This window comes from Rhizobium sp. 01T417 (assembly GCF_056398905.1).
In genome coordinates this window covers 1-18,398 of record NZ_JBFTQH010000047.1, presented here as the reverse complement: position 1 = coordinate 18,398, position 18,398 = coordinate 1, and the positions used below count along the sequence as shown (strand labels likewise).

At 59.6% G+C, this 18,398-nt stretch carries 15 protein-coding genes and 1 pseudogene; 14 read left to right on the top strand and 2 right to left on the bottom strand.

What is annotated here, in order from left to right; genetic code table 11:
- Positions 1-185 precede the first annotated feature (185 nt).
- The 14 genes and pseudogenes from AC1DPR_RS27935 to AC1DPR_RS27870 all read left to right on the top strand — a co-directional run bounded on the left by AC1DPR_RS27935 (position 186) and on the right by AC1DPR_RS27870 (position 17,655).
- Positions 186-914 carry a Crp/Fnr family transcriptional regulator gene (locus AC1DPR_RS27935; protein ID WP_018860178.1) on the top strand — a complete coding sequence of 243 codons (729 nt, stop codon included), beginning with the start codon at positions 186-188 and terminating at the stop codon, positions 912-914.
- 18 nt (positions 915-932) lie between these two features.
- Entirely contained in the window at positions 933-2,876 is a 1,944-nt protein-coding gene (locus AC1DPR_RS27930; RefSeq protein ID WP_477817644.1) for a PAS domain S-box protein, read from the top strand.
- 361 nt (positions 2,877-3,237) lie between these two features.
- Positions 3,238-3,681, top strand: a complete 444-nt coding sequence (locus AC1DPR_RS27925; protein ID WP_477817643.1) for a pseudoazurin — start codon at positions 3,238-3,240, stop codon at positions 3,679-3,681.
- A 56-nt stretch (positions 3,682-3,737) separates the two neighbouring features.
- Positions 3,738-4,265, top strand: coding sequence for a YcnI family copper-binding membrane protein (locus tag AC1DPR_RS27920; protein WP_018860182.1), 528 nt, complete (start codon positions 3,738-3,740; stop codon positions 4,263-4,265).
- A gap of 16 nt (positions 4,266-4,281) precedes the next feature.
- Positions 4,282-5,883 (top strand): copper resistance CopC/CopD family protein, encoded by a 1,602-nt coding sequence (locus tag AC1DPR_RS27915; protein WP_477817642.1) that lies wholly within the window; start codon positions 4,282-4,284, stop codon positions 5,881-5,883.
- 339 nt (positions 5,884-6,222) lie between these two features.
- Entirely contained in the window at positions 6,223-8,271 is a 2,049-nt protein-coding gene (locus AC1DPR_RS27910) for an alkyl/aryl-sulfatase (protein ID WP_477817641.1), read from the top strand.
- A gap of 21 nt (positions 8,272-8,292) precedes the next feature.
- Positions 8,293-8,838, top strand: coding sequence for a hypothetical protein (locus AC1DPR_RS27905; protein WP_477817640.1), 546 nt, complete (start codon positions 8,293-8,295; stop codon positions 8,836-8,838).
- 206 nt (positions 8,839-9,044) lie between these two features.
- The gene (locus AC1DPR_RS27900) at positions 9,045-10,481 is read left to right on the top strand and encodes a DUF1254 domain-containing protein (RefSeq protein WP_477817639.1); all 1,437 of its coding nucleotides are present in this window, start codon (positions 9,045-9,047) and stop codon (positions 10,479-10,481) included.
- Between the two features lie 13 nt (positions 10,482-10,494).
- Positions 10,495-12,021: a DUF1254 domain-containing protein gene (locus tag AC1DPR_RS27895; protein ID WP_477817638.1), complete on the top strand. Its 1,527-nt coding sequence runs from the start codon at positions 10,495-10,497 to the stop codon at positions 12,019-12,021.
- A gap of 164 nt (positions 12,022-12,185) precedes the next feature.
- A pseudogene (locus AC1DPR_RS27890) lies at positions 12,186-12,371 on the top strand (transporter); the annotation flags it as partial.
- Positions 12,372-12,572: 201 nt separating this feature from the next.
- Complete coding sequence (locus AC1DPR_RS27885; RefSeq protein WP_477817637.1) at positions 12,573-12,725, top strand: DUF2950 family protein; 153 nt, start codon at positions 12,573-12,575, stop codon at positions 12,723-12,725.
- A 3-nt stretch (positions 12,726-12,728) separates the two neighbouring features.
- Entirely contained in the window at positions 12,729-13,946 is a 1,218-nt protein-coding gene (locus AC1DPR_RS27880; protein ID WP_477817636.1) for a hypothetical protein, read from the top strand.
- Between the two features lie 294 nt (positions 13,947-14,240).
- Positions 14,241-16,850 (top strand): autotransporter family protein, encoded by a 2,610-nt coding sequence (locus AC1DPR_RS27875; RefSeq protein ID WP_477817635.1) that lies wholly within the window; start codon positions 14,241-14,243, stop codon positions 16,848-16,850.
- 67 nt (positions 16,851-16,917) lie between these two features.
- Positions 16,918-17,655, top strand: a complete 738-nt coding sequence (locus AC1DPR_RS27870; RefSeq protein WP_477817634.1) for a DUF6065 family protein — start codon at positions 16,918-16,920, stop codon at positions 17,653-17,655.
- A 77-nt stretch (positions 17,656-17,732) separates the two neighbouring features.
- Here the strand turns inward: AC1DPR_RS27870 and AC1DPR_RS27865 are convergent, their stop codons facing one another.
- Both AC1DPR_RS27865 and AC1DPR_RS27860 read right to left on the bottom strand, forming a co-directional pair.
- Complete coding sequence (locus tag AC1DPR_RS27865) at positions 17,733-17,882, bottom strand: twin-arginine translocase TatA/TatE family subunit (protein WP_477817633.1); 150 nt, start codon at positions 17,880-17,882, stop codon at positions 17,733-17,735.
- Between the two features lie 138 nt (positions 17,883-18,020).
- Positions 18,021-18,398 (bottom strand): cytochrome c1 (locus tag AC1DPR_RS27860; protein WP_477817632.1); only part of this gene is annotated, 378 nt, incomplete at its 5' end.

The window sequence follows — 18,398 nt, the reverse complement described above, 5'->3', positions numbered from 1 at the left end:
CTTTCGGGAACGACTGTCATGGCGGGGACCCACGCTCCTTGATCTATGTCAACGACTTGCGACTTTGCTGCCGGCCAGGCGTGCTGTTACAGACTGTTACAAAGTCGCACCAACTCTCACAGTCCGATCATTTCCGTGTGACAGGACCAACGTCTCATGCCCTCACATCAACGAGGGGCACGAACATGCTGATGCAGGGCAACACCGCTTTCGAAAACGTAGAGGCCACAAGCAAGTTGAGCTGTGACCAGCCGCTGGCATCGGTATTTCAGATGTCGGCCACCGAGACGGTCGAGGCTGGCGAGGCGATCTGCTGGGAGGGAGACGCCGCCAAGCACCTCTTCCAGATTGTGGAAGGCGTGGTCCGGCTCCACCGCATTATTGGTGAAGGCCGCCGGGTCATTACAGCATTCCAGTTCGCTGGCGACGTGGTCGGCGCTTTTCTGCAGGGCGACCTCCTGTTCACCGCCGAGGCTGTTACAGACTGCAAGATCCGTCGGGTTTCGCGCAAGACCTTCCACGATGAGGTTTCGCGCTCGGACGCCTTGAGACCAGCCTACATCAACCTGCTCTGCAAGGAGACGGCTGCTGCCCACGACCAGATGGTGCTTCTCTCCAAGAAGAACGCCGAGGAACGCCTTTGCAGCTTCATCTTGAAGCTGGCGTTACGCAGCGACTCGCAACTCAAGAAGGGTCTCCTGCGCCTCCCCATGAACCGGCAGGACATCGCCGACTATCTCGGCCTCACGATCGAAACCGTCTCGCGGACCATCTCGAAGCTCGCCGCCAAGAATATCGTCATCCCGGAAGGCAGGCATGACCTCAGGATCGTCAGTCAATCCCGCCTCGTCCAGCTGTCCGGCAATTCTGATGATTTTTCGGAGAAGACCTGTCATAGGGGTAGCGTTCATTGATGTCTTGAAAGAGCCGACATGCCCCATCGATTGATAGCGCCACGCACCGCATCACCCCACGAGCTGGATGCGCTCGTGCACGTGCTGGACGGGGCCGACATCATCGTGCATCGCCTTGAAGGTACGATCACCCACTGGTCGATCGGTTGCGAAAGCATGTACGGATGGGCGCGGGAGGAAGCCGTCGGAGAAAGTGTCGACGAGCTGCTCGACACCCGGTTCCCTGAAGCCGTGGAAGATATAAGGACGCATCTGAAGTCGCGCGGCTTCTGGCAAGGCGAGGTCGTTCACCGCCACAAGAGCGGCTATTACATCAACGTCGCGACCCGCTGCGTCCTGGTCAACCTTCCCGACGGCGAGCCGGCGGTCATCCAGGCCAACAGCGACGTGAGCGCGCTGCGCAAGGCCGAAGAGGTCGTGCGATCGCGAGAGGCCCACCTGACTTCGATCCTGGATACCGTTCCCGATGCAATGATCGTCATCGACCAGAAGGGTATCGTTCTTTCATTCAGCAAGGCCGCTGAAACGTTGTTCGGAATGGCCGCGGAGGATATCTGCGGTCGCAATGTCAGCAATCTCATGCCAAACCCCTACCGTGACGCACATGACGGCTACATCGACCGATATCTCCACACCGGCGACAAGCGCATCATTGGTTACGGACGGGTCGTCACCGGCCGGCGCGCTGACGGCTCGCAGTTTCCCATGGAGCTTCATGTCGGGGAAGCGACCGCCGATGGCGAGCGCATCTTCACGGGTTTCGTGCGCGATCTGACCAGCCGCTTCAAGATCGAGGAAGATCTACGCCAAGCGCAGAAGATGGAAGCCGTTGGCCAGTTGACCGGAGGTCTCGCACACGACTTCAACAACCTTCTGACTGTCATCAGTGGAAATCTGGAAATGATTGAGGACAAGCTGCCGCCAGGGCGGCTGCGCGACATCCTGCGCGAGGCGCAGGATGCGGCAGCCGACGGCGCCAAGCTGACCGGGCAGTTGCTGGCGTTTGGCAGACGCCAGCCCCTCAGCCCCAAACAGGCAGACCTCGGCCAACTCGTCACCGGCTTCTCTGATCTCCTTCGCAGAACGTTGGGCGAGAACATCAAGCTGTCCACGGTTCTCTCGGGGTCCGACTTCAATGTGCTGGTCGACAGCTCCCAGCTTCAGAACGCCATCCTCAACATCGCCCTCAATGCGCGGGACGCAATGCCCAAGGGCGGAAGCCTGACAACAGAAATCTCGCGCGCTCACCTCGATGCCGACTATGCGAAGATGTATCCGGAGGTGCGCAGCGGCAATTTCGTGCTCATCGCCATGACCGACACGGGTGACGGCATGACGGAGGACGTGAAGAAACGGGCCATCGAACCCTTCTTCACCACCAAGGAGGTGGGCTCGGGAACAGGCCTTGGACTGAGCATGGTCTACGGCTTCGTCAAACAGTCCGGCGGGCACCTTCAGATTTACAGCGAGGTCGGACGCGGCACCACGATCCGGATCTACCTGCCCGCAATAAGCGGCGCCAGGCCGGACGCCGGAAGCCAGGATCGAGGCAAAGTCGAAAGCGCCCTCCCCCGCGGAACCGAGCGGATCCTGGTCGTCGAAGACGATCCACGGGTGAGACGGGTGGCGTTGGCGAGGCTTGCCGACATGGGGTACCAGGTGCTCGAAGCCGAGAACGGACGCCGCGCGCTTGAACTGCTCTATGAGAACGATGACGTCGCGCTGCTGTTCACGGACATCGTGATGCCAGGCGGGATGACCGGAGACGAGCTCGCCCGAGAGGTTCGCGACCTCAGGCCCGACATCGCCATTCTTTTCACATCCGGCTACTCGGAGCCGGCACTGGCGACGAACGAAGTCATTGCCGGCGCCGAGTGGCTGCGCAAACCGTACACGGCACGCGATCTCGCCTTCAAGGTTAGAGACATGCTGGATAAGGCTCAGCAGCAGGGACTATCGTAACAGGTATTCGCACTTCTAGCCGAATCTGTCGTCTTGCCTCGAGAGGGCTGGAAGACTGGCCTTCCTCAGGCGTCAAAGCCGGCGGGTTGGCCGACGGGCTGGCGAGTGATGTGGCCTCAATGAATTGCTCCGATATCGTGATCCCGAACGAAGTGAACGCGGCCAAGGCGGTCGTCGAGCACGAGACCCGCCCTTCCAGTCGCTCCGTCTTATCACCGATCGACTGAACGGTTCACCATCGGTGCGAATATATGCAACCGATGTTGCCCAAATTTGACGAGCGTCAAAGAAGACAGCAACCGCATGCCCTAGAACCGTTCTCGAGGCCAACGTTTCGGCCCCGTAGAATAGGAGATATGCAATGCGTTTGAAATTCGGCCTGATCGCGGCAACGGTAGCCCTTGTCGCCTCGGCAGCACCGCTCATGGCAGCAGAGCATCAGGTACAAATGCTCAACAAGGGCACCGACGGCGCAATGGTATTCGAACCGGGCTTCATCAAGATCGCTCCCGGCGACACCGTCACTTTCGTGCCCACGGACAAGAGCCACAATGTCGAGACGTTCAAGGGTCTCATCCCTGATGGCGCGGCTGAGTTCAAATCGAAGCCAAGCGAACAGTTTCAGACCAAGTTCGACGTTCCGGGCGCTTACGTTGTCAAGTGCACGCCGCATGCCGGCATGGGCATGGTGGCACTGATCCAGGTCGGCGACAAGCCGGCAAACCTGGATGCGATCAAGACCGCGAAGGTACCGAACATGGTACGCAAGCGTCTCGATGCCGACCTCGCGCAAGTTACCCAATAACCTCGAATCTGCAGAGGCTGGCGCACTGCGCCAGTCCGCGCAGGGAGACCACTTTCATGATCAGACAGGTAGCAGCAACCCTCCTACTGAGCGTCTTCGCAGTGGGCGCTGCACACGCACATGCAACGCTTGAGCAGGCTCAAGGCATCTCTGGCAAAGCCTACAAGGCGGTGGTCCGGATTGGCCACGGTTGCGAGGGAAAGCCCACCCTCAAGGTTCGCGTAAAAATCCCCGAGGGGTTGCTGTCAGCCAAGCCGATGCCGAAGGCGGGCTGGACCGTCGAGAAGATAAAGGGAAGCTACGAAAAGAGCTATGATCTGTACGGCAAGCCGGTGAAGGAAGGTCTCACCGAAATCGTCTGGAGCGGTGGAAATCTCGCCGACGACGAATATGACGAGTTCGTGTTCCGCGGGACGGTGGCCAAGGAACTGCCGCTCGGCACGCGGGTCTACGTCCCGATCGTGCAGGAATGCACCGACGGAGCGTCCGAACGCTGGATCGAGATTCCCGCGGCGGGCAAGTCGTCCGACGACTACGAGAAGCCGGCTCCCTATTTCGACGTTGTGGAACAGCCGCGCTCCTGATCCAAGGTGATCGCCCATGTGGCTTGGAAATCGTAACTGGGCGACACCTCTATCATTCCAAAAAGCGGCTTGCGCGCTGCTTGTGGCAGGCATGGGCTTTCTTGCGCCTTCCGGCGCATATGCCCATGCCGTCTTGTTGAACGCCTCACCTGCCAATGACGCTGTCGTGGAAGCAGCGCCAGCCAATGTCCAGCTTCGGTTCAGCGAACCGGTCAGCGTTGTCCGGGCAAGCATCAAGATCGGCGAAGGAAACTCGATTGACCTTCCCGCGACATCAGGCTCCGAAGTCGACCTGGCGATCCCGCAGTCGATCTCGAACGGCACCGCCATTGTCAGTTATCGCGTGGTTTCCGAGGATGGACATCCTGTCGGGGGCTCGATCGTATTTCACGTCGGCGCACCGTCTGCCATTTCCGCACCGGCTGTTGCCGACACCTCCGTGCTGATACAGGGTGCGATATGGTCGATACACATCGTCTCGATCCTATACCTCGCAGTCGTGATCGGCGGAACGCTCTTCAATCGGTGGCTTTATCCGGCGAAGCCGCTCATGAGGCGACCTGATCTTGTCATCGTTCTGGGCGTCCTTTTATTCTCGGCGGGTGTCTATCTGCAGGGGTTGGACGAAATGGGCCTCGGCCTGGCCTTCGCCGGCCTGGAGCCGCTGCTTGTCGCCTCCAGGAGCGGCGCTGCGATCGCAGCAAGCATGGCGTTAGTGGCGGTTCTTCTTGTTTCGATACCCGTCTATCGAGCCAGCCCCGCTTACCTTCCGCTTGCGGTTCTTGCGATGTCTGTGGCCTCAGCGTCCTTCGCCTTCACAGGTCACTGCAACGTCGTAGCGACACCCTGGCTCGCCCGGGCATGCATTGTTCTTCATGGCGCGACGCTCCTCTTCTGGATCGGGAGCCTGCCTCCCCTTTGGCGGTTAAGTCGAACGGGGCGGCCCACGGACCCGCTTGCGGGTTTCTCGCGTGTCATTCCACTGCCGTTCTTCGTGCTGTTGATGGCAGGCGCGGCGCTCGCCTGGCTTGAGCTGCCTGGTGTCCAGACCATTCCGCTGTCGCTTTACGGCCGGCTGCTCGTGTTGAAGGTGGGCCTGGTTGGAATTCTCTGCGCTCTCGCAATATACAATCGATTCTGGCTGACGACGCCGGCTGCTGCAGGAGACCGGACGGCTCGACGAAAGCTCCGCCGATCAATCGCCGCTGAAGTTGCGCTTGCTGTTGCAATCGTAGCCACGGCGTCGCTCTGGCGCTTCGCCGGGCCGGATCAACTGCAATATGCCGCAAGCCCGCAGGCTTTCTCCATTCATCTTCATTCCGGTGAAGTCATGGCTCAGCTGAAACTTGTGCCCGACCTGGCCGCCGGCACGGCAAAGGCGGAGGTTGACTTCCTGACCCCGGACTTCGATCCGATCGATCCGCAGGCGGCGACGCTGCGTGCGTGGAATCCCGGCGCCGGGGTGGAGCCGATCAAGTACGATCTCAGGAAATCGTCCAAAGGTGGATGGGAGGCAAGCGGCCTGCCAACATTCGATCCTACCGGTTGGAAGGTCGACATCGAAGTGCTGATCGACGACTTCACCATGACGCATCTCGAAGGCGAGCTGCAGCTGTAACAGCCCGTCACTGTGAACGGATCGAAATGAAAGAACATCCGGAAGGTGTCCATCCCAATGCGACATGCCCGGGCGACATGCCCGGACGACGTTGGACCAGTTTCTTTCGCAAGTAAGTGTCTCCGGCCCTGACTTGTGTCCGAGCTGAAATCCAAGGAATCCCAATTTTGCAGGAGCCAGAAGGCCCGCAACGACCCAATCCTGTGGCTTGTCACATCCTGCCGCCGTGTTACGCGGTTGTTACGTCAGCCTTTACCGTAACGTACTTCCAGTATTCGTCCGCCGCCGTCGCCTTTGACCCGCGAAATGTTGGGACATGCAAAACGCACGGAGAACGAAATGACCTCCTCAGACGGCAACGGCATCAGCAGAGCGGATTTTCTTCGAGGTATGGCGTCTGCCGGCCTCGCCGTCACGCTGGTCGGGAAATCCGCCCAGGCGAGTGCGCAGGATGCACCCCCCATCCCTAAAAGCGGAAGCGCCGCCAAGCCAGCAACCAAGGCGACCCTCGACTACAACGCACTCTATCGCAACGGCCTTCCGTTCGACGACGTGCAGGACTTCAAGGACGCGCATCGCGGCCTGCTGGCGGCTTTGCCCGACCCTGCCATTATCAAGAACGCCGAGGGGACGCCTGTCTGGGACCTCAGCGTCTATGATTTCCTTGGCACGTCCGAAACCGACGACGCTCCGGATACCGTCAATCCCAGCCTGTGGCGCATGGCCAAGCTGAACATGATCCATGGCCTCTTCGAGGTGGTCGACGGCATCTATCAGGCCCGCGGTTATGACCTGTCGGTCATGAGCATCATCCGAACCGACACAGGCTATATCGTCATCGATCCGCTGGTCAGCTCCGAAACCGCCCGCGCAGTATGGAAAGAACTCGTCATCCCCAAGCTTGGTGACAAGCCTATCGTCGCGGTGAGCTACACCCACAGTCACGTCGATCATTACGGTGGTGTGCGCGGTCTCGTAAACCAGGCCGACATTGACGCGGGCAAGGTCAAGATCGTCGCACCAGAGGACTTCACGAAGGCCGCGGTCGGCGAGAACATCATCGCCGGTAACGCCATGAGCCGCCGCGCCAGCTATATGTACGGCAACCTTTTGCCGCGCGGCCCCCAAGGCCAAGTCGACGGTGGTCTTGGCAAGACGACGTCGACCGGCGAGATCGGCTTGGCTCTTCCGACCGATTGGGCAACCGAGACGGGACAGAAGATCACCATCGACGGTGTCGAGCTACAGGTGCTGATGGCACCGGAATCCGAAGCGCCGTCCGAGTTCATGTTCTACATCCCGAAATACAAGGCTTTCTGCGCTGCCGAAGACGCCTGCCACACGCTGCACAATCTCTACACGCTGCGTGGCGCGAAACTTCGCGACGGTCTGTTGTGGTCGAAATACCTGCAGCAGTCGATCGACATGTTCGGCGACGAGACCGAGGTCCTCTTCACCTCCCACCACTGGCCGACATGGGGCAACGACACGGTCATCGCCCACCTGAAGAGCCAGCGCGACATGTTCCGGTTCATCCATGACCAGGTCATGCGGATGGCCAACAGCGGCATGACGCCAAAGGAGATCGGCGAAGTCATCCGCCTTCCTCAGGAACTGGCGACGACATGGGCCTGCAGAAGCTATTACGGCACGGTCTATCACGACGCGGTTGCCCAATATAACCTTCGGCTTGGCTTCTTCGACGGCGTTCCAGCAACCCTTCACCAGCTTCCGCCGACCGAAGCCGGCAAGCGCTATGTCGACTTCATGGGCGGCGCCGACAACGTGCTGCGACAGGCAAAGGAGTCCTTCGAGCAGGGCGATTACCGCTGGGTCGCCGAAGTCGTGAACCACGTGGTCTTTGCCGATGCCAACAACGTTGCAGCCAAGCAGCTCCTGGCGGATACCTACGAGCAGTTGGGCTATCAGTCGGAATCCGGCCCATGGCGCAACTTCTACCTGACGGGCGCAAGCGAGCTTCGCCAGGGTGTGACCGAACTGCCGGTTCCGAACACGGCGAGCCCGGATACCATCAAGGCGATGCCGATCGACATGTTCTTCGACTTCCGCGGAGTGAGGCTGAACGGTGATCGGGCGGCGGGCAAGTCGATCGAGATCAACATGGAGCTGACCGACACGAACGAAAAGTACGTCGTCGGCGTCGAGAACTCCGCGATCCACTACTCCAAGGACAAGAGCGCGCCGAGCGCGGATGTGTCGATCACGACGACCCGCGAGGCATTGAACGACGTGATGCTCGGCACATCGACCATGGAGAAGCAGGTGGTCGAAGGCAAGGCGAAGCTTACAGGTGATCCGAAGAAGCTTTCGGAGTTTGTCGGCCTGCTCGACAACTTCGAGTTCTGGTTCCCCATCGTCACGGCCTGAGCCAGAAGGAGGCCCTGTTCAATGTGCACTATTTGCTCATTGACGATCGAGTTTGCCGTCGAGCATCCGCAGTCACTGGCGGTTGCGGTGGCAACACGGCAGGCGATCGATGCGGGCCTCCTGCCCGAACGTGATCCTGGAGTAGAAATCGACATGGCACGATCGCGCCACGACGCGATCGTGCAGCTCACCACCATGCAGCAGCGTCTGGAGCAAGTTCTGTCGACGTCACGGCTGCTGGCCCTGCCCAACTTTTATGTCCTGATGATTGAAAGCCGGACATGGGGCTATTTCAGCCCGACGCGTGACGGCTTCGACGTCAAGGCCAACCCCTCCGCGCCAAGGCTCGAGCCGGACGAAGACGGCATCCGCGATTGCGTCGTCGTCATGTCACAGGCGGCGGCCGCAGCGATCAGCAGCGGGCGCCTGCCGTTCGACAACGCGATGACCGAAGGAGTTGCAATAATAGACGCACCGCGTCCGTCGGCGTCCGTCATTCGTTCAGCCTTCACAACGTCCTATCCTTTAAGCAAATTCAGCGATTTTGTCTGCACGGAAGTCGCGTGAAGCAATCAAGTGGCGGCCATCCAACAGTCCGAAGTTTCACGTAGTCCGCCTCCAAATTGCACCACCGATGGCAGGTGGAATGTGGGAGCACATCGCGCATTCCGGCGTCCCATGTAACGTTGCTTTTGCCGTAACGTACTTCCGCCTCCGGACTAATGCGTGTCCTCTCTACGGGTCGCCGGATCACCAACCCGCAGAGGTTTCCAATGTCTGCCATGCGTATACTCGCTCTTTCGTCCTTGCTGGCTGCAACCATGCTCGCCGCCGCAACGAATGCGATTGCCCAGTCTTCCGACAACGACGAGCTTCTTACCCTTCCGACAAGCAAGGAGAACATAGAGGCCGGCCTCGAGGCCGATGCCTATCAGACGGGACTGTCCGCCTACATCTGGGGCTATCCTCTCGTTCGTATGGAGCGCGTTGCCCGGCAATACAGCGACGTGCCGGACCCGAAGCCGGCGACCAGCTACCGGGCACCCGTCAATCAGATCGGATGGGCAACGCTGCTTGCCACACCCGATGCGAAGGACATGCCGACCGCAAACAACGATACGCTTTATCTGAGCGCGGTTGTCGATCTAGGCAAGGAGCCGTTCATCCTGCACGTGCCCGACACCAACGACCGCTACTACGTGGTCGATGTCTTCGACATGTGGCAGAACCTCGCGCACTATATTGGTCGCCGGACGACCGGAACGAAGGCTGGCGACTATGCGATCGTGCCGCCGGGATGGAAAGGCAAACTGCCAAAGGGCGTGACGCGCCTGGACGTCACCACCGACAAGGTCTGGCTCTGGGGCCGCCTGCGCGTGAACCAGGGTGAGGCCATGGAGCCTTTGGTCAAGCTGCAGCAGCAGTTTACGCTGCGCCCGCTGAGTGAATGGAAAAACGCCAAATACGTCGCCGCCGCGGCCAAGCTTCCGGACATGCCGGACACCGGTTCCGATCCTCTGGGCTTCTACAAGCAACTGGCTTTCGCGCTGAAGTCCAATGCAGTGCCGCCGCAGGACAAGGCGCTGTTCGGGCAATTCGCCCGCTTCGGACTGACCAAGGACGGTTTTGATGACTCAAAACTGACGCAGCCGCAACGCGATGCTCTGGTTCGCGCGTTGAAGGACGGACCAAAGGTTGCGGTCTCGGCGCTGTCGAGTTCCGGCACGGAACGCAATGGCTGGAGTTGGGTGCGCGGTCTCGACGATTTCGGTTACACGTATCCGCTGCGCGCACTGGTGGCTGGCCCCTACCTCGGTGGTCAGGGCGAAAAGGAAGCGATGTATCCGCTGCGCTCAACGGATTCCAAGGGCGACCAGCTTGAAGGCAGCAAGAAATACGTCATTCACTTCAACAAGGCGCCGCCAGTGAACGCCTTCTGGTCGCTCACGGTCTACAACGCCGCCGACAAGATGCTCGTCGATAATCCGATCCAGCGCTACAAGCTCGGCACCGATACCAAGGGCCTGAAGGTCAATGCCGACGGCAGTTTCGATGTACCGCTGCAGTCGATGAAGCCCGATGGCGAGTTCGCCGCCAACTGGCTGCCGGCGCCATCGGGTCCCTTCTACATGATCCTTCGTCTCTACCAGCCCAAGGATGAAGTGCTTTCTGGGAAGTATGACCTTCCGCAAGTTGACCCGGTTCAGTGAGCGGAGATGTCCGATGCAAGGCGATATTCCTGGCGTGCAATGGTTCCTCAACCGACGTGATCTTTTGAAACAGGGTGTGGCAAGCGTTTCGGTCGCCACACTGGCCGCCGCGATGCCTGCCCTGACGCTGCCGGCAGCCGCCTTGGCTCAGGATGGGCAGGATCCGCTCGGCGGGCAGCCCACGAAGGGAGCGACACCATCGATCAAGGACTTCGACTACCAGATCAAATACCAGCGCGCCTTCGAGGCCGTGCTCTGGAACATGCCCGCGATTGCGATCTATTCGTTCCGCCGCGCGGCCTTCACTGATCTCGGCATGAAGGACAATGACATCATTGCATATTCGGCGGTCGCAACGCCAAAGCTTGAAGCGATCACCGCGAACAGCACCACACCTTACATTTCAGCGTTCACGGACCTTCAAAAGGGACCGGTGGTGCTGGAAGTGCCTGTCGCCGGGCCGGACGGCAGCCTCTACGGTCAGGTTGTCGACGCGTGGCAGTTTACGATTGCAGATGTCGGACCGGCTGGGGTCGACCAAGGCAAGGGCGGAAAGCTGCTGTTCACGCCACCCGGTTACGCTGAAGCCATACCGGAGGGATACATCCAGGTGGCATCGCCGAACTACCGCATCGCCTTTGCCTTCCGCTCGGTCCCTGCGGCGGGCAAGTCGACCACCGACGCCTATGCCTATGCCAAGCGACTGCGGATGTACTATCTCAGCGAGGCGAACAATCCGCCGGAGCAGAAGTTTGTTGATCCGATCAATCAGCGTTACCCGACCTTGCCGTTCTACGATGAGCGACACTTCGAGGACATGCATGCCATCATGAGCGTCGAGCCTGTCAGGGAGCATGACAAGGTGATGATGGGCATGCTGAAGTCGCTCGGCATCGAGAAGGGCAAGCCCTTTGCCCCGGATGAAACGGCCAAACGCGCGATGCACAACGCCGCTATCGACGTCTGGTTCTACCTTCAGGATTGGTTCGACCATACGCCGGAGACCATGCGCTACTGGCCAGATCGGCACTACGTTTCGCTGCTGCAGGCCGATGAGAACAAGACGTTCTCGTTCATCTACGATGACTACATTGATCTCATCCCACGCGCCGCCGAATACTTCTGGTGCACATACATGCCAAAGGTTTTGAGCGATGCGCCGGCCACCCAGTATATGATGGCCATGGCCGACAAGGACGGTCGGCTCCTGGAGGCCGGGAAACTCTACAAACTCGACATTCCCGCCGAAATGCCTGTGAAGCAATTCTGGGCAATCACCGTCTATGACCGTGCCACCATGTCCTTCATCTACAGTGATCTCGATCGCACGACCCTGTCGTCATATGAGCTCGACAAGATGAAGAAGAACGCTGACGGCGGCGTCAGTATCTATGTCGGCCCCAAGGCGCCGGACGGTTTGGAAGCCAACTGGATACCCACATCAGGGAAGCGACCGCTGCCGGCAGTGCGCTTCTACGGCCCGACGGACGCCTTCAACAACAAGACGTTCAAGCTTGCGGATTTCGAGCTCGTACCCTGATCCATATCAGCCGAAGGGAACGAGACGGCTTTTACAGGAATGCCGCTCGTTCCATCCATACCATGTCGAGGTTCAGGACGGCGCAAGCAGGACTGGCCGCCCGAGCACGTTATTCAAAGTGTGAGGCAGACAATGGCACGCTCGAAATTCGAAAAGCAGGGATTAGCACCTACGATTGGGAAAGCAACCAGTGGAGCGTTCCGATCAACGTCTCGGTATCGAAGCTCGTCACATTCGACAAACAGCCCGTCAGCTTTCAGCTCGGCGCGCGTTACTGGGCAGAATCGCCTGAAGACGGTCCACAGGGATGGGGCGTTCGCGCCGCAATTACATTCCACTTTCCCAAGTGACCCCTCAACGCTCTGCAGCGTGCGGCGCTGCAGATTGCTGTCCACGTCGTCCTCCAGTTGGGGTCCAACGCAAATTTGTTACGCTGCTTTTTACGGTAACGTACTTACGCCGCAACGGTTTTTCTGTTGGCTTGTCTCCTCGATCGGGTTGCCTAGCCGATCGCGTGTCGGTTGCGGCTCATCCTTGAAGGAGACTTATCGATGGCAGTGCATGGCGCGACGGGGGTCAATACCTTCGTCGTCAACCGCAACGACATCGTCTATCAGGCCGATCTGGGAGCTGGCAGAGACAAGATCGCGTGCGCCATGAAGCAGTTCAATCCTGGCGACCGCTGGTCGGTCACCGAGGACTGAAGTATGGCGAAAACGAAGCCTGCACCGCCAACTGTCGGCAAATTCGATCAACCACCGGATCGGTTGGAATTCCTTGCGTCGCACGGCGGACCATTCTTCGAGCTACAGCGGCGGCTCAATCTCGTTCACGAGAAAAACCTTCATACCGGTCGTCGAATCCTTCTGTTCGTCACCATCGCCTGGGCCGTTCCGCTCCTTCTGACCCTCCCCACACTGGCTTCGGAGACGCCGACGCTGAAGGCCTATCTTGCCGACCCCGGTCCCTGGGCGCGTTTCTTCGTTGGCATTGCCGCGTTCTTGGCCGCCGAGCAGGCGGTCGAAGCAGGATTGCGGCGCAAGCTTGGACAATTTCTCCGCGCACCCTTGATCACACCTGCCTCCCAGGGCGCTGCACTGGTTGCATTGAACACGGCGCTCGGTCGACGCAATTCAGTGCTTGCGGAGCTAGTGTGCCTGGCGCTCGCAGTCGTCTCCGCAGTTCTTGCCTTTGCCACCTTCAAGCAGCTCCCGTCGACAGGTTGGGCGGCGATGGTGACGGGTGATGCTCATCGCCTGACAATGGCGGGCTGGTGGTGCGTGTTCATCAGCATACCGCTCTTCATCTTCCTCCTGGCCCGCGGCATCTGGCGACACCTGGTCTGGGCTAAAATGTTGCGTAGCATCGCGCGCCTCGACTTGAGGCTGGTGTCGACCCATCCGGACGGCAAAGGCGGACTTGCCTTTCTTGGGGAATATCCGAACGCATACGTTCTCTTTGTCTTCGGTATCAGCTGCGGCATGGCGGCTGCGGTCGCCAAACACCAGATGCAGGCCGATCTGTCAGCCACGACACTCACGACCATCATGGCCGCCTGGCTTTTTGTCGTCCTCGCCTTCTTCGCCTATCCGCTCTCCGCCTTCTCGAAACCGCTCACACAGTTGAAGGACAAGACGCTTTTGACACTATCGGCGCGAGCGACGACCCAGCAGCGGGCTGCAGAGCGCAAGTCGATCGGAGCAAACGTCGTTGCACCAGATGCCGACGAAGCGGAACAGGCAATCGAGCCTGTCGATCTTACGAAGCAATACGAGCAGACGCGCAAGCTGTCCTCGATGCTCGTCAACCGCAACACATTGCTGCCGGTCGCCGCTGCAGCACTCCTGCCGTTCGCAATCGCCGGCGCGACCAAGCTGCCCTACAAGGAGGTCTTCTCGGTACTCAAGAAGCTTCTGCTCATCTGAGCGTCACAGGTCCCTCCCAAGGGTGCGGGAAGCTGGGCTGGCTTCCCGCAGGTCTCTAAATAAAATCTCCCATAGGTAGTGCTACTCACAGAAGGCCACGCGAGCGCATCAACCGCCGAATCCTTCGGTTGCGGCTTGCCTGCGTGTGAAATTATCATATTTTTCAACATAATCCCACTGTTGCCTCAGAACCACATAGGCTCCCAATTTCCATGCGTCAGTCGTCCCTAATCAATTGACAGCTTAAAAAACTCAACCGACACTTGCCTCTGGGCTGACTACTGGGGGTAATCGATGATCTATCCGGGGTACACACACAAGGTTCGCGCTCCAGTTCGGAGCGAGTGCCTGACGAACGACGACTGCCAAACAGCACCGGTCAAAGCACCGAATTTCCCCAGAGCGACTTCGAAGTCACTGCGATATCTTCTGCTCCAATCCTCGGTGGCGTCGATTGCCCTCCTGGCGATCGGCGGGACGCGCGTGGAAGCGGCCTGTGTCGAAACAGCGCCGGGATCGGGCGTCTTCGACTGCTCCGGAACGGGACCTGGACCCGACTACACCGGGCAATCGGTGACAATTAATGCCGACGCCACGGCAAGCTTCACCGACAACATTGAAATAACAGGCCCGGGCACAAGCACGCTCAACAACAACGGAACGCTGACCAACGGGCTGGTCGCTACGGACAACGACCGCTTCACACTCAACAACCAGGGCCTGATAGACGGCAACATCCTTCTGCAGGGCACCGGCACGAATATCATTCTCAACCTTGGTGCAGGCACGGTTCAGAACGGTGTGACGAGCACCGGCACCTCGAACGACACGGTCATCAACAACGGCTATTTTGCGGGATCGATCAGCCTTGGGGCGGGCAACGACATCCTCGCCCTCGTTGCCGGGACCGTCCAGACGACGGTCGACATGGGCGATGGCAACGACACCTTCACCTGGTTGATTGGCAACGTCGCAGCCACGGTGCAAATGGGCAATGGCGACGATGTCGCGAATTTCGGCTTCCTCTCACAGGCGAATCTGACCGCGGGCAAAATCATCGACGGTGGGCTCGGCAACGACACGCTGAATTGGGAGCGCACGACCAACGACGACGGCAACCAGAGTGGCGACGCGCCGTCCAGCCTCATCAACTGGGAAGCCATCAACATCATCAACCAGTCCAAGCTGACGTTCATCTATACGACAAGCGTGCTGACACTTGGCGATTCGGTGACGGGAACCGGCACGATCTCGGTCGATGCCACCAGCCGCATCGAGGCCGGAAACTCGTATGGCTACGCGATCGTGCCGTCCGACTCATCGCTGCTCGTGACAGTCAACAATGCGGGCATCATCGACATGACGAACGACGTGCCAGGTGCAGGCACCTCGTTGCATGACACTTTCAGAATCCTTGGCAACTACGTCGGCCAGAGCGGACAGCTCTTCCTTCACACCTATCTCGACACGGACAACTCACCGTCGGACAAGCTGGTCATCGATACCGGGCAGGCAAGCGGCTCGACGAGTATCCTCGTTACCAATGTCGACGGCCAGGGCGCGCTGACGAACGGCAACGGTATCCAGGTCGTCGACGCCATCAATGGAGGCACGACGACGACGAGTGCCTTTACACTCGGAGGCCCGGTCGCCGCCGGCCCGTTCGAGTACTTCCTCTATCGCGGCGGCGTCTCGCAGGCTGTTGACACCGACAACGACTGGTTCCTGCGCAACACGATCTCTCCGCCGCCACCACCTCCACCACCACCACCTCCTCCCCCTCCTCCTCCGCCACCGCCGCCACCGCCGCCGCCGCCACCTTTGCCGCCGCCGCCTCCACCGCTGCCGCCGCCACCACCTTCGCCGCCTCCACCGCCGATTCCAAACATTCGGCCGGAGGTACCGGGGCAGGTGATCGCACCGCTGGTCGCACAGCGCATGGGCCTCATGACGATGGGGACCTTCCATCAGCGACGCGGCGACCAGTCATTCCTGACAGGCGTCGGTGCCCTGGTCTATTCTGGGCCAGGTGCACAGGGAGATGCGTCGGAGGGCGACGGCGACGGGCCACCGCCTGGCGTCTGGGGCCGTATCTTCGGCGCCAACAGCGATCTTGGCACCAACGCGACACTCAGCATTGCGGGTTATGACGTCGGGCCGCAGTTCGACGGGAACTATTGGGGCATTCAGGTCGGGAGCGATCTCTACGAGATCGAGCACGACAATGGCCACACGGAACGCTTCGGGCTGTTCTATACGCATGCCAACACCGACGGAGACATTAGCGGCAACATCTTCGGTCAGGTCAATCTGTCGGCCGGCACGTTGGACCTCTCCGAAGACAGCGTGGCCGCCTATTGGACGCACCTTTCGCCAGAAGGCTGGTATATCGACGTCATCGCCAAGTACGGCTGGCTCAACGGAACGAGCCGGTCGAACCGCGGCATCGCATCCGACGTCGACGGGACCAGTTTCGCGATGTCTGCGGAAACGGGTCTTCCCTTCGTGATCGCCGAGGGTTGGACGATCGAACCGCAGGCACAGATCATCTGGCAACGCATCGACTTCGACGATACCAGTGACCGGTTCTCGAAGATAACCAACGAGGCTTTCGATTCCTTCACGGGACGCATCGGTGCTCGCGTGCAGTACAGTTCGGGGCCGGCCTATGGCCATTTCGGTCTGAACCTCTGGCACGGCTTCTCAGCCGACCAGACCGTGACGTTCAATACGTTTCCATTGGTCACCCAGACGGAAGGAACATGGCTGGAGGTCAATCTTGGTGGTGCATATGAGATCAGCGAGAACGTGTCGGCCTTCGGCGACCTCAGTTACTCCTTCGATGTCGACGGTGCGAAGAACAACATGTTCGGCGGGCAAGTCGGATTGAGGTTCAAGTGGTAGGAGAGTTGCCGGACGGTAGACATCGTGACAAAGATCGCCGTGTACACTCAAGCGGCGACGTCATCCAATGAAATCACTGACCGCCTACGTCATCGACGGCCACGATGTCCGCATTCGCCCCGCACCTGTCGAACGCGACTGGATGGACAGCACCGACGAGCGTTTTGCCTATCGGTGCCTGCCCCTCAACATCGCTAACGCGCATGGCTGGGAAGTACTTTGCACCACGCCGTTTTCGGCCGTTTGGGACGGACGCAAGGGAAAGGATGCCATTCGCATCAAATCCCGCTCCGGGACAACTGCGCCCGCCGTCAGCCATTTCGGTGATGGCGTCCTGACGTTCCACGTGCCTTGCCTCTTTCGGACAGACCCTGGAGTCGACCTTTTCGTCACTGGCCCAATCAACCGGCCCAAGGATGCAATCGCGCCGCTGTCAGGCGTCATCGAGACAGACTGGTCTCCCTATACCTTCACGATGAACTGGAAGTTCACCCGGCCGTTCCAGAAGGTGTATTTCGAAGCGGACGAGCCCTACTGCCACCTGTTTCCACTCGCGCGAGGAAGTCTCGAGGAGATTGCCCCGGACATCCGCAATCTGTCGGAAAACCCGGATCTGGCGAGGGAATATGACCAGTGGACGAAAAGCCGCAACACCTTCAATACAGCCTTAACCGAACCCGATTCGAAGGCGTCTCAGGACAAATGGCAAAAGACTTACTTCCGGGGATCGACTCCTAGTGGCGCACCGGGGCCGAGCGATCACAAGAGCAGGCTAAGGTTGAAGGCTTTCTCGAAAACCCGCTGATGTTGGAATCGAAGTTGGCGTGATTTCGAAAGACGCTATCGCGAGCCCCTGATGATAGAACCAACGTCATCATGGGCCTAGTCGTCCTTCTCATCCTCGATGCCTTTCTTGAAGGCCCGAATGCCCTGCGCCACATCTCCCATCAGTTCCGGGATCTTTCCACGGCCAAATAGAAGCAGCACTATTGCAAGCACTATGAGCCAGTGCCACGCGCTGAATGAACCCATTATTGAACTCCTGCCGCCGCATTCTTGTTCTCGAGGCTTCCGTGCGGCTTCGAAAGCTGAATTACTCTATCGACCCCTCCGCAGCGCATCATTGGCCTTGAGCAAAGAGAGGCGCTTTGGAGCGATCCTGCCACGCGCTCAGTGTTCCTTGTTTGCGTAGACGGAGCGCTTGGTCAGGTAGATCAGTCCGGAGAAGATGACCAGGAAGACCATGACCATGAAGCCGGTGCGCTTGCGCTCCTCGAGATGCGGCTCGGCGGCCCACATCAGGAAGGAAGCGACGTCCTTGGCGTACTGGTCGACGGTCGCCGGCGATCCGTCGTCATAGGTGACCTGGCCGTCGGAGAGCGGCTTTGGCATGGCGAGCGCAGCAGCACCGGCGAAGTACGGGTTGTAGTGCGTGCCCTCGGCCACCTGGACGCCGGCCGGCGGCTGCTGGTCGTAGCCGGTCAGCAGCGAGTAGATGTAGTCCGGACCGCCTTCCTGATAGCCGCCGACGAACGGGATCATGTCGAT